At 65.1% G+C, this 13472-nt stretch carries 4 protein-coding genes; 1 reads left to right on the plus strand and 3 read right to left on the minus strand.

Features of this window, described 5'->3' with window-relative positions; translation table 11 throughout:
* The first annotated feature begins 208 nt into the window (after positions 1–208).
* A complete protein-coding gene (locus Spa11_RS01565; RefSeq protein WP_145105897.1) occupies positions 209–1909 on the plus strand; it encodes a GspE/PulE family protein in 1701 nt (566 codons plus the stop codon).
* Between the two features lie 112 nt (positions 1910–2021).
* Here Spa11_RS01565 and Spa11_RS01570 read toward each other — a convergent pair whose 3' ends face one another.
* The 3 genes from Spa11_RS01570 to Spa11_RS01580 all read right to left on the minus strand — a co-directional run bounded on the left by Spa11_RS01570 (position 2022) and on the right by Spa11_RS01580 (position 13421).
* A complete protein-coding gene (locus tag Spa11_RS01570) occupies positions 2022–3419 on the minus strand; it encodes an MATE family efflux transporter (protein WP_145105900.1) in 1398 nt (465 codons plus the stop codon).
* A gap of 433 nt (positions 3420–3852) precedes the next feature.
* Positions 3853–4374, minus strand: coding sequence for a TlpA disulfide reductase family protein (locus tag Spa11_RS01575; protein WP_145105903.1), 522 nt, complete (start codon positions 4372–4374; stop codon positions 3853–3855).
* Between the two features lie 32 nt (positions 4375–4406).
* Positions 4407–13421 carry a hypothetical protein gene (locus tag Spa11_RS01580; protein WP_145105906.1) on the minus strand — a complete coding sequence of 3005 codons (9015 nt, stop codon included), beginning with the start codon at positions 13419–13421 and terminating at the stop codon, positions 4407–4409.
* Between the last annotated feature and the right edge of the window lie 51 nt (positions 13422–13472).

The following is a 13472-nucleotide window of genomic DNA, read 5'->3' on the forward strand; positions in this document are numbered from 1 at the left end:
GCTCCCGCAGTTTGACACCCCCGCAGACCGCCATTAGTCTGTAAATAGCAAGGGGTTACGACTCGCCCAGCCGCAATCGATCCACACGCAGGCTGATCAGCCGCGGGCGGAAGCCAGCGGAGCAGTCGAGTTGTCTCCCCCTTCGGCCGTGGGCTTCCGCCCCCGGCTAAGACTCCGATCATCGACACGCTCCTTCTGCGCGCTCCCTATGACGAAGCTCGGCAAGTTTCTGATCGACAAGCGGGTCATCGGTCCCGACCAATGGACCGAGGCCGAGGGCATCGCCAAGAAAAGCGGCAAGAAGCCCGAAGAGGTGCTGATCGACCTCGGCTACGCCTCCGCCGAGCAGATCACCCAGGCCCGCGCGGACCTCAACGGCTTCGACTTCATCAACCTGCAAGACGTGCCGATCCCGCCGGCGGTGGTGGAGCTCGTCCCCGAGTCGGTCGCGCGCGAGAACGCGGTCATCCCGATCGAAGAGAAGGAAGACTCGCTGGTTGTCTGCGTCAGCGACCCCGACGACTTCGAGACGATCGAGAAGCTGCAGTTCATTCTCAACCGCAAGATCGACATCGCGCTGGCGACGCGCGAGCACATCCTCGAAGCGATCAACCGCAACTACGGCCAGATGGGCGATGAGTCGGCCGACTCGATGCTGCAAGAGTTTACCGACACGGCGATCGACTTCACCGAGACCGAGAACGACGACACCGAGGACGACAACGACGTCGACGAGGCCTCCGCGCCGGTCGTGAAGCTTGTGCAGCTGATGATCGGCGAAGCGGTGCAGCTCCGCGCGTCGGACATCCACGTCGAACCGTTCGAGGATCGCATCCGCATCCGCTACCGGATCGACGGCGTGTTGGTGGAGCGTGACAGCCCGCCGCGGCGTTTGTTGGGCGCGTTGCTGTCGCGCATCAAGATCCTCGCCAAGATGGACATCAGCGAGCGCCGCCGCTGCCAAGACGGCCGCATCAAGATCACCGCCGGCGGCAAGGAGCTCGACCTGCGGGTGAGCATGATGCCGACCAACCACGGCCAGACCTGTGTGATGCGGCTGCTGGACAAGGATAACATCAAGGTCGGCGTCCGCCAGCTCGGCCTGTCGGAGCGCGACTTCAAGGTCTTCAACCAGCTCATCAAGCGTCCCAACGGCATCTTCCTGGTGACGGGGCCGACGGGCTCGGGCAAGACGACGACGCTCTACGCCTCGCTCAACGAACTCAACCGCCCCGACCGCAAGATCATCACGGCCGAGGACCCGGTCGAGTACTACCTGCCGGGCATCAACCAGGTCGAGGTGAAGCACTCGATCGGCCTCGACTTCGCGTTGATCATCCGGGCCATGCTCCGCCAGGCGCCGAACGTGATCCTCGTCGGCGAGATGCGTGACTACGAGACCGCGTCGATGGGCATCCAGGCGTCGCTGACGGGTCACTTGGTCTTTAGCACTCTGCACACCAACGACGCCCCGGGCGCCGTGACGCGCATGATCGACATGGGCGTGCCGGCTTATCTCGTGGCGAGCTCGGTCATCGGCATCCTCGCCCAGCGCCTCGTGCGGGTGAACTGCTCGAAGTGCAAGGCGCCTTTCGAGTACAAGCAGTCCGACCTCGACGCCGCCGGCATCACCCCCGAGATGGCCGCCAGCGCCACCTTCATGCGCGGCCGCGGCTGCAACAACTGTGGCGGCAGCGGCTACCGCGGCCGCCTCGGCGTATTCGAGCTGATGACGATGAACAGCCGCGTCCGCGAACTCGCCTTCCAAGGCGCGGCGACGCAAGAGATCGGCCGCGAGGCCCGCAAGCTCGGCATGACCACGCTCTACGACGACGCGATCCGCAAGGTGTGCCTCGGCGTCACAACGCTTGACGAAGTCTTCCGCGTCGCAAAGAAGACGGAAGACTGAGCGTCGTAGCAAGCGGAATCGAGTTGTGAACGAGAGGATGGTTCGCTCTGGGTGACGCGGGCCCATCACGCATCTCGATCGTTGGGCCTACGGCGCCACCCCACGTAAGTCGTCAAACTTCCACGTGCTTCCACCCGCCGTGCAGGAAGCGGCCCAGCATCAGCGCCGCGCGGACGCAGAGGTCGCTCACCGCGCCGTACCACGCGCCGACCGCCCCCAGGCCCGCGCCGGCGAACGTCGTCCCGATGAGCGGCAGCGTCACGGTGTCCTGGGCGAAGTAGGTTGCGATCGGCACCCGGAAGAGGCCGAAGCCGATCACCGTGATCACCAGCGGCCAGCGTGTGTCGCCCGCTCCGCGCAGCGCGCCGGCGAGCACCATCGAGATCGCCAGCGGCAGCATCGCCAGCGATATCAATCGCAACAGCTGCGCGGCGAGCGGGACGACCTCGGGCTTGTCCTTGAGGAACCAGCCGATCAACGTCTCGGTGTCGAGCCAGAACAACGCGCCGGCCGCGACCATGATCGCCGACGCGATAGCCGTGGCAATCCATGCGCTGCGCGCCGCGCGGTGGGGGTCGCCGGCGCCGAGGTACTGGCCCGTCATGGTGCCGGCCGCGATCTGGAAGGCGCCGCCCGGCATGAAGGCGAGCGACTCGACCTGGATCGCCACGCCGTGCGCCGCGGCGGCGACGTCGCCGAGCTTCAGCACGATCCGCAGGTAAATCAAGTTGCAGGTCACGATCAGGATCGCTTCGACGCCGCCGGGGATGCCGATCCGCAGGAGACGCCGGATCATGGCGGGGTCGGGCTTCATCTGCGGCAGCCGCAGCCGCAACCCCGCGCGGCCGACGACGAGCATCGCCAGCAGCAGCCCGCCGCCGACGAGGTGCCCCGACGCGGTGCCCAGCGCGACGCCGTCGTAACCGAACGAGGGGAACAGCCCGCCGGCGCCGGTCACCAGCGTGTAGCTGACGGCGATGTTGACGATGTTCACCAGGATCATCGCCCACAGGCCGCTCATCGTGTCGCCCGCCCCGCGCAGGCAGGCGATGCCGACGCGCTCGAGCATGATCGCCGGCAGCACGCACAGCTCGATCATCAGGTAGCGCGTCGCGCCCGCGGCCGACGCGCCTTCGAGCCCCATCAACCCCACCGCCGGCGCCGCGATCGGCAGGCCCACCGCCATCAGCAGCGCCGCCCACACCAGGCCGGCCGTAATCGACTGGTTCGTCGCCAGGTTCGCCAGGTCGCGCTGTCCGGCGCCGGTGAACCGCGCCACCAGCGGCGTCGAGCCCGTCGCGATCACCGCGAACAGCATCCCCACCAGCCACAGCAGGTAGATCACCAGCGTCATGCTGGCGACGTTGGCGGTCCCCTCGAGGAATCGCCCCGTGATGACGAGGTCCGAAAGCCCCACCGTCATGTGCAGCGCCTGCTCCGCCAACACCGGCATCGACAGCCGCAAGAGCGGCCGGATCGTGCCGGGCGACTGGATCAGAGAACTCGACACGGCGGCACGCAACGGATAGAGACCGGCAACAGCAAGGCGAACCCGCTATTAGAGCGAACGCCAGACCGCCGCCTAGCGTGGGAGGTTCGCGGGGTGAGGGCAGACCGGGCGCCCCCATTTGGAGCAAGCTTCGCCAAACCGTATCGTCTCGCGCAGAGACGCTGAGACACAGAGGGTAGGCAGCGTAGCCTCACGCAAAGCCGCCAAGGCGCGAAGGCAAAGTCTCTTAGAAAGGATCGCAGCCGCCAACGACCGCGTAGAATCGCGTCCTTGGCGGCTTAGCGCTTTAAGGCATTTATCTCTGCGCCTTTGCGTCTCTGCGCGAGACATCCCCACGTTGCTCCGTGAATCAGCGCGTTGCTAGAAACGCTACGGCTAAGTGAAGCACGTTTTAGCCCCCGGTCATGGACCGGGGCTAAAGGCGCCGCGGGTCTTACAGCCGCAGCGAAAGCTCGTCCTCGAGCCCCTGCACCGAGTGCCCGCGCCACACGCCGACGCCCTTCTTATCGAAGAGCAGATAGGTGGGCGTTGCGTTCACGCCCAGCTGATTGAAGACCATGCCGGCGCCGTAGGCGACGGGCCAGTCCATCCCCTGGACGCGACGGATCGCCGCCTCGACCGCGCCGACGCGCGATGACGGGTCGGACGCCAACGCCACGACCTCGACGCCGCGCTCTTGCCAGCGTTCGTTGAAACGCGCGAGCGATGGCAGCGTCTGCAAGCACGGCAGGCAGTCGGTCGACCAGAAGTAGAGGACCACGTGCCGCCCGGCGAGCGACTCGCGCGTCGGCGGCGCTGCGCCGTCGATGTTCAGCCAGCCCTCGACGAGCAACTCGGGCAGCGGGAGCGGACCGATGCGCTCGCCCCCTTCGCCGGGCCGCGTCAGGCGTTCGACCAGCACGGCGCCGGCGATCGCCGCCAGCAGCGCCATGCCCAGGCCCGCCAGGCCTTCCAACTTGCTCCTGCGTTTTCCCGACGCCGTTTGCGTCACTGGATGCGTCTCCGTACGAGCACCGTCTCAGAGACGTTCGCGTCGTCACCCGGCTTGAACGCCACCGGCCGCGATCGGTCGATGACATAGAACCCGCGGTGACGGACGTCTTCCCCAATATCGCGGCCGATCTCTTGGCCGAGCGTCCAGCCGTCGGGGTAGACGCGGAAGAAGAGGTCGCGCAATGCATCGTTGGTAAACGTCTCGTAAACGTTATCACCGTTGTTGTCAGTCATGGCGTAACGTTCTGCGATCGTCGAGTTGGTGTTCACCTGCTTGACCTCGAAAAAGCCGACGGTGATCCAGACGGCATAGACGTTCGAGCGCGTCGTGGCGAGGTTCGCCATCCGCTGAATCGGCAGGTAACGCTGCGTCGAGTTGCGCTCGGTGTCGATCGAAGGCTCGAGCGACGCGCCAGAGAACAGCGGCACGGCGGTGGAACGCTTACTGATCTCAGTGTTGAGCACTGGGTTCTGTGGCGGCACGTTGCGAGGGTTCGGTGAAGGGCCATTGCTAGGCCCCGTCGATGATCGGAACGCATCGTCCATAAACGTGTCAGGAACGGCGCCTCGGCGGCTAGAGTCGGCGCCCGAAGGATCGGGTAGCAGACGAGCCAGCACCGTATCGGCGTGAAGTCGTTGGACGACATCCGGAGACGGCAGTTGCATCGCAAGGTTCCCCGCCTCGACGGCGTCGTTGCGGTTGCCATTGTTCTGCCCACTCGTGAACGCTGGGTTATCCAACCCTCGCCGGCCCCAAGCGCCGTCGGCGCCGGGGGACAACGGGTGGGCGCGGAGCATCGTGGCGTCGACGCCCGTTTGCACCATGCTGGCCAGCGGCACGTTTGCCCCTTCGCCCGGCGCGCGGAACGGGTTGGCGAACAGCGTCGGGAAATCGGGGTGCATCCGCATCGGCGAGTAATCGACCTGGTTCTGCGCGTCCGCGGCGAGCCCGGCGTTGTCGATTGTCGGTACACGAGTCGGGTCGAATCGCGATTGCACATACCCCCGCCGGCTCAGCGCCACGTCGCGCCAAGCTGGGCCGAGATGGCCCTGCTTGATGAGCGAGCCCGACGCGACCACCGAGTCGTCGTGGACGCGCTGCATCAGCCCGTCGTAGACCTCCGACCAGTGATCACGGGGCTGGGCCGGGTTGCGGCGGCCGGCGATCGTGTTGAGGTTCACCCGCCCCGGCTCGCGGTAGTTGTCGACACGGTTGAACGGCGCCGCGAGTTCCTGCCGCGCGTCGCCCACCGCCATGGCGGGGTCGCTGAACGCTTCCGTGTTGAGGATCGTGTCGGTCGCCGTGTACCGCGACGGCACACAGACGTAATCGAGCACCCGGTAGAAGTGCGACGCGCCGCGGGGGACAACGTACTCCTCGTAGGTGTCGTCCTCGTTATTCGGGGCGCCGTCTGGCCCGGCGTCGGTTGAGTACTTAAAAGCGCCCGCGATCGCGGGGAACCGGGACGTTTGGAAGAAGTTCATCAAGTGGCCGAAGTGGCCGAGCATGTCGCGGAAGCGGATAACGTTGGTCGAGCCGGCCTGCGGACGCACAACGCCGTTGACGTCGGTGATCGTGTCGGTGGGGCCGTCATTGGAGAAGTCGCCGTCGAAGATCGGGTTCTCATTGGGGACGAAGTCGAGTCCGTCGTGGAAGATCACCCCTTCGCCGTCGTACGGATTGACCTGCGTACGGCGGCTGAAGTGCGGGTTCTGAGTGAACTGCCAGTTGAAGACCGAGTAGTAGGTCAGCATCCGCGAACCGCCCCACGCCGGCACTTGCAGCAGTTCGCCCGCGCTGGCGAGCGGCCGGTTGGGCCACGCGAACTCGGGCGTCGTCCCTTGCTCGGCCGCGCGTTGCAGTAGATACGATTGCATGAACGCCTTCGCGTCGCTGCCGCTGGGCCCGGCGCCGCTGAAGGCGTCGGGCCGGCCATTGGCGGCGAGCGTCTGGGTGGGCAATTCGGTGTTGATCTCAGGCCGCGAGGCGAGGTCGCCGCCGTTGCGGTCGCCGTCGAGGTCGATCGACTCGATCGGCCCCTCTCCGCCTCCTTCGTTCAGCCACCTCAACGCGGACCCGGTGTGGAACTCACCCGACATCCAATCAGAGAACCCCAGCGTCAACCGCCACGCCACTTCGATGTATTGCGTGGTGGAGTAAGGGGCAGGGTAATAGGAGTCATTGAGTTGCGCTGAATCGTAGGCCGTCCCCTCCGTGCCGATGTTGGTGAGCTCATCCGCCTCACGGGAGAGATAGCCGTTGTAGTCCGCCTTGGCGGCGAGGTTGTGCGCGATCTCCGAGAGGGTCGATCCCCGCGACTGCTTCCACATCAGGCGCGAAGGCTCCATCAGCCACATCAATGGGAACGGCCCCGACGGACGGCCCCGTTCATTGGACGCGAAGCCGATCACCGTCTGGTGGGAATTCAGATTGGCGTTGAAATCGCGTTTGTACTTGTGCCGTTGCTCGGGGCCCTGGGTGGGGGCGTTGCCCGGGTTCTGCGGTATTAGCCCCTCCGCGTTGGTGTAGCTATTGAACGCCGTCAGGTCGAGCGATTGCGCATCGACCGGCAGATAGGGGTTCACCGGCAGCGCAGCGTTGTGCTGCGCGATGAGTTTGCCGTCGGGACGCATCGGCGGCGGGTTCCACGGCAACAGCGGGTTGGCAAGCCGTTCCAAGTGCACCGAGCGATAGTTCGGCGTCGTCTGGTTCTCGATCAACTCCGGCAGCACGTCGAACGGCTCGTCGAAGAAAGTGGGATCGCCATTCACTCCTTGACGAGCGAAATATTCCTCTACCGGAGTGGTAGAGTTGTGGAGGCGATCATAGTTAGGCGTGGCGTAGAGCGAGAGGGTCGGGTCGAGTTCGAACTGGCGGACGAGGTACTCGTCGAGGGGCTCGGAGATCGAGAAGTGATCGATGGGGATAACGATTACGGGCGGCGCTGCCGCCAGGGTGGCGTCCGCCTGCCCCGTCGCCTCGCCGCCCGTCAGATTGAAGGAGCCGCTCGGGTTCGCGGCGTTACCCCCGGTGACGACCGAGGTTGATTCGTTGAGGCCGTTCATCCGGATCGCGAATTGATGGCGATTGGGATCGGGGTTCGGAATCATCTCCAATCGGCGAACGGACCTAACGGCTGGCGGTTCTTTTGGGTCGCCAGGTGTTAAGGTATCCATCGAAAAAATCGTTGCGTATCGACCGATCAAGCGCCGGGCCATATCGCCATCAAACGGGTTAACGCGGTCGGCAGGCTCGATCGCATTCGCAGGGTCCTCGATACGGTACTGATCACCAGTCGTGCCGATGATCGCCCGCCGTCCGGGCAGGAGAGGGGCGAAGCCGACGGGAGCATTCGAATCGCCCGCCAGGATCTCTTCGTAGGACTGGGTGCGCGCGCCGTCCACGACACCGAGGCGATCGAACGCGGCGGCAAACTTGCTCGCATGAACTCGGGCCAATCCCGTCCCGGAATCGTAAACCACGCCTACTTGCCGTTGTTCGGTATCGATCCGCCCCTGGGTGCCTTGGAAGAGAGCGGGGACATCGTAGGTGAGCAGCGGGACCCAGAGCCCAGGGTTGGTCGGATCGCCAGTCGCCTTGTCCGTGCCCGAGACCACGGCCGGCTCGGCGCCGGTCATGTAATAAGCGCGCTCGATGAAGGTCGTCGGCTTCTGGAGGAAGCCGCGAGTAATTTGACTCGGTTGCGTAGCGCCCGGTCCCAAGACTTTGCCGGTGATCGGCAGGTTCTTTGTTAAGCGGGTCGGGGACGACGGCTGAGCGAAACGGTCGAACGTCGGGAAAGAGGTGTCGGGGACCGTCGGCGCGCGCTCGATCACGCCGGTCGAAACGCCGACGCCATCGGCGTCGGTAAGCGCGACGCCAGCCGCCTGCTCGACCTTGGTGGATAGAGCAAAGTTGGCCTCATTCAACTTCCTCTCGTAGAAATCGACGTATGCGCTAGGAAGGACTGGCGCTGGGAGGGTCGGGTCCTGTGACGTTCCGAGCGCGTCAGTGCCGTAGATCCACGGCCCATTCAAGATCGAAATACCTCGGTAGCTGTTGCTGTTCGTTTGCATCGGAGGGTCGTCCGAGGCTTCCCCAGCGAGCCCCGCCTGTCCCGTCTGTACTGACGCGTTACGCACCAGCGGGTGCTCTTCGACGACCGCGATCCGCCAGACGGGTGAATGGGTGCGGTTGAGAATGCGGCCCTGGGCGTCGGTGACGGTGGCGGTGGGGTCCTGCACGCCGTTTGACAACCGGTCGAGGCGTACACCAGGGGATGACGCAACTTCGCCCCGCCGATTGACGTGCGAATACAACTCGGCCGGCCGCTGATCGTCGCCGAGGTGCGGGTTGTACGCCTCTACGTAAGCGTAGCCCTTGGGCTTGCGGAGTTGATCAAGATCATCGTCCCGATTCTGCGCTTGTAGTTCGGTGACGCGATAATTTTTCTTGAGTGGATCGGGTTCGGCGTTCTCACGATCCTCCAGCCGGCGGTCGTGCCAGGCGACGCCCTCGGTGAGCAGCACTTCGGGGCGCTCCGCGCCCCAGACGACCCCGCGCGTGCGGTCCTTATGCGGAGGGAAAAACGTGAGAGGTGCGCCGTTCCGGACGACATCGTCGATCTCAACGTTTGTCGGCGTCGGCGGTGTGAAGGCGCCACCGGTGATCTCACGACGCTGCATCCAGTTCTCGTCGGTCGTCAGGTCGCCATCGAGCGGGTAGACCTGGTTGTGCAACGTGTCGACGACGTTCCAACCGTCCCATGGGTTCTCGTCGTACTCGAACGCCGTCTGGATCGAGTCGGGGTCGCGGAAATCGACGACGTTCACCGCCCACTGCGCGATCCTCCGACACGTGAGCTTGCGCTGCGCGAGCTGCCGAGCGCGGTTAATCACCAACAGGCGACGGCTCTCGAGTAGCGGGTCTGGGAGTGGCGCCGTGTGATTCGCCGTGACGGACCCGTCCGCGATCTCGGTCGCGAAGACGACCGCCTGCAGGTCGAAGGCGATGCGGAACGCCTCGCTTGACTCCTGCGACGCGCCGCCCGTGCCCACCACCGAACCGCTCAGCGGGTCGAGGTAGTGCAGCACCTGCGGGTCTTCCGAGTCGTACGGCGCCAGGTAGTTCTCGTCCGTCAGCGCGAGCATCAGGCAGTAGAGGTGCCGCGCGAAGAGTTGGCGGGCCATCTGCGGGTTGTAGATCCGCACGCCGTTGCGATCGACGAACGTCTCGTGGAGCGGGATGTGCCGGAAGGACCGGCGTTCGCCAGGGGTCTCGATCCCGTCGCCGTTCGTATCGACCCAGAGGTAGTCCTGCGATTGGGTGTATTGATTGTTGCGGTCGAGGTCGAGGTAAGGCTCGCCGGCGTCCCAACGCCCGTTGCCGTTGATGTCGGCAAAGGGTTCGCCGGCTTCCTCCACCTCATCGACGATGCCGTTGCCGTTGTTGTCGCGGCCGTCGCCGAAGGGGCGGTTGAGGTCCATCCGGCGGCCGGCGAGGAGTTCCGGCGAGAGCAGGCCGCCAACCGAGCTGCGCTCCGCCGGCGCCGACGCCGCCAATTCACCGCCGAACAAGATGCGATCGACAAGTTGGTCCACCGCGGGGCGGTTGGTGAGGATGTCGTTGAAGGTTACCCCGCCGTTCCGCAGCATCTCCAGCGTGATGCGGTACTTCAGGTAGTCGATCAACCGTCCGTTCTTCGGCGGGTCTCGCCGCATGACAACGACGTAGTCATCGCAGCCGGCGTTGAAGAGCTCGTCGTACGTCCGTGGCGTTTGTGTTCCATCGGCGCGGACAAAAATATGCGAGCCGGCAGCGTTGTAGTTGGCGATGGCTTCATCGCCCTCGTCCATGAGACCGTCGCCGTCGTCGTCGGCGGGGAGCGTTATCGAGTTGACCCACGTGCCGAGCGACTGAAACTCCGGCACGCCGGGTTTGCCGTCGGCGCCGAGCAGCAGGCGGTCGTAGAGGTTCTCGTTCGGGACCGGTAGGTCCCAGCTGTCGGTCGTCACCTGTCGCCGCGCGACGGCGGCCTCGGCGCCGGCGATCACTAGTTGCAAGGAGCTGGGTGTGAATCCCGGTTCGTCGTTACCCGCCGTCAATAGACGGTTCGCAGCCGCCTTCTTCACCGGGTCGAAACCGTCCACCAACTTCCACAACCGGTCGGGCAGCTTCTCGGCGTCGCCGTCGAACGCGCGGAGGATGCGCTCGAGCTCGGCCGCCGAGAACGGGGCGTCGTCCGAGATCGGCGTCGCGCCCGGCTGGATCAGGCCCGTCCCGTTGGGGTCGTAGCTGCGACGGACGTCGTCGAGGCTCGTCGGCGGGCGGTTGCGGGCGCCGATCGACAGGTCGAGCTCGTAGGGCGAGTCGTCCGGCGCCGAGGTGGCGAGTTCACGCCAAGTCAGCGGGGCGGTTCGACTCAACATTGGGTCGAAGCTGCGTATGTTCGCCGTCGAACGCGGCTCGTCGACCGAAGCGCCGGCGCCCGATAACCCGACGGCGTAGCGACCGCCGAAGTCGGGCGCCGAGCTGAAGCCGCTCAACGCCTCGTATCCGTTCGCTGACGTCTCTGCCGCCGTGTAACGCGGCGTCCCGGCAAAGTCGTACGGCGTGCGCTGGTCGCGCACGGCACTCAAAGTCTGCGCCCTCGTCGCCGGGGCTGTTAGCATGGGGTCGATTGGGAACGTGCGCCCCGGCTTGGTGAGCGGCAGCATCGGCGTCGAACCGGGCAAGGTCCCCTGCCGCCCAAACGTCACCGACTCGCGCAGCGCGGCGGTCGCGGTGCGACCGGCCGCGACCGGGTCGGGGCGGCCGTAGAGCATCCGCGCGTAGTCGTCGAACTGCGCGTTGCCGGTGAGCGCCGAGCCGTTCATCGCGTCGAGTGTCGGCAGCGACGGCGAGAGAACCGGACGCAGCGATGTCTCCGCGACGCCCCAGCCGACGCCGCCTGGCAACTGGTTGGACGAGGTGAGCGGCGGCCGAAGCGCCGGCGCATTGTTAAGCCAACGCAAATCCTGTGCAGCATTCAGTTGAGAGACGGGATTGCCTCCACTTTCGAAGCCGCTCGACGCGTCATGGTTCTCTTGCGCCATGTCCGCTTCGTTGCCGTGGGCGTTGAGGTTCAGCCGGCCGTCGAGGTCCTCGACCAGCATCGCCACCAGCGGCTTGTACCAGCGGCCATCCTCGGTCTGCTGAACGGGAAGGCCGATATCGACCCAGATGCTGTCGTTAACGCCGTCGCCGTCGTTGTCCACGTCCCACGGCCCGACCGCTTCCCAGAAGGGGAAGGTGATTTCGCCAGTGGCGCCGTTGACGAGATCGCCGCCCGGGAGAGTGGTCCCGTTTCCTAAGACAGCCCTAAGCGCCTCCGTGCCGTAGCGCGATAGCGGGTTGCTGCCGTCGAAGTTGGGGTGATCTTCGCGCAGCGGGCGGAGGAGGAACTTGCGCTTGAGCAGCGCGATCTGCGCGGCTTGCGCCTCGTTAAGTCCGTGCTGCGCCAGGCCAGCGGCGTTGTAGGGTTCAAGAATAGCGCGGGCGCGATCGTCGGGGTCCGGGATGATTGTTTGGAGCCAGCTGCTCTTCCAAAAGCGGTGGAACCAGAAGTTCGCCAGCCCGGGGCGGTGGAACGACGGGATCGTCACGCCTTCGAGGTCGAGGTAGGCCGGGGCTCCGGACGCCGACGCGTAGTACGCGTCGGGGTCCTGCGACACGCCGTTGGAATTGACAACTCGTCCCCGGATGCGCGGTTCCAGCGACTGCATCGCGAGCGCCATATTCTGTGTATCGGGCGCGTCGTAGGATTCGTTGGTGTCGCCGGGTCCGGCGAAGGTCTTGTAGAGCGGCGTTGTTGCAGCGTTGTAACTAGGTTCGCCAGAAGCGACGAAACCTCGGGTTATAGGGAGGAAGTCTCCAGATTGATAATTACGGCCCAGGCTGGCTGGCGCGAGCCACGGATCGATCCCCATTGCTGGGTTCAATGACACATTAGCGGCTTCAAAATAATGCACTGGGTTCGGAATCAGGGCACGTTCCAACCCGTAACCATTCGAACCGTCATATGCGAACAGCTCCAGCGCCGAGAGCCGCGGCAGTGGCGCTTCGGGATTGGCGCTCGACATCGCCAGCGGGTTCAATCCCACGCCGGCGCCGCTGAAGGGGCGGCCGTTGACGATGAAAGAGTGGCCGATACCAGTGAGGGGCTGGGGCGGCGTGCCGATCGTGCGTGCGTTGGTGTTTTGTATGAAGTCACTAAGCACATTACCCGCCGCAATAGACAACGGCTTGCCATCGACGCGCTGCGGCGTGAGGACACGGAAGCGAGCCATCCGCCGGCGAAAGTTGCTGACCGTCGTTTCCCCAAAATAGTCATAGTCGAGAACCCGGACGGTCTGACCGCGGCAAGGGCCGCTGAGCATCGTCAGCAAGCAGCCTTCGTAGTAACCGTCGGTTGTTGCGAGTTGGTGTTCGACCGGGAGGCCATTCGAGTCGAGCACCAGACCCACGGCGTTGTCGTCGGCGAGTGTCGAACCTACGGTCGTCGGATTCTCCGGCTCCATGTCGACAACATAGAACTCAACGACTTGCCCCATCGTAGAACCCCGCCCGCCGTTAGCGACGATGTCGACGCCGGCATAACGAGGGCTGATGACGGCGGGCATGCCGGGGGTCGTGTTCCCGCCGGTGTATTGCCGCGGGTCCACCATCACGCGGCCGACGAACCCATCCACGCCGTACATGTCGCGCAGCAGGCTGTGGTAGCGGATCACCGAACTGGAGTTGTTGGTGTCGCGCACCAGCTGCATCAGCGCCCGCTCCAAGAGGTCGGCGGGCTGGAACGTGGTGCGGTGCGCCTTCTCGACGATCTTCGAGGCCGTGCGGTACTGTCCGCTGGTGAGCAGGAACGTCGTCCCCAAGAGCAGGAAGAGCACCAGCATGCTGAGGACCACCAGCAAGAGCACGCCGCGCCGCTCGGCGCGGCCGCGTCCTCGTTGGCGGCGATCCTTCATTCGGCGGTTCAATTGGTCGCGTCGTTTCATGCCTGTATCGTCTTATCGATC

The organism is Botrimarina mediterranea, from assembly GCF_007753265.1.
Lineage (GTDB): Bacteria > Planctomycetota > Planctomycetia > Pirellulales > Lacipirellulaceae > Botrimarina > Botrimarina mediterranea.

Excerpts from the sequence above, each read along its gene's own strand:
- Spa11_RS01565 (WP_145105897.1), top strand. The coding sequence starts at position 209 with ATGACGAAGCTCGGCAAGTTTCTGATCGACAAGCGGGTCATCGGTCCC.
- Spa11_RS01580 (WP_145105906.1), bottom strand. The coding sequence starts at position 13,421 with ATGAAGGATCGCCGCCAACGAGGACGCGGCCGCGCCGAGCGGCGCGGC.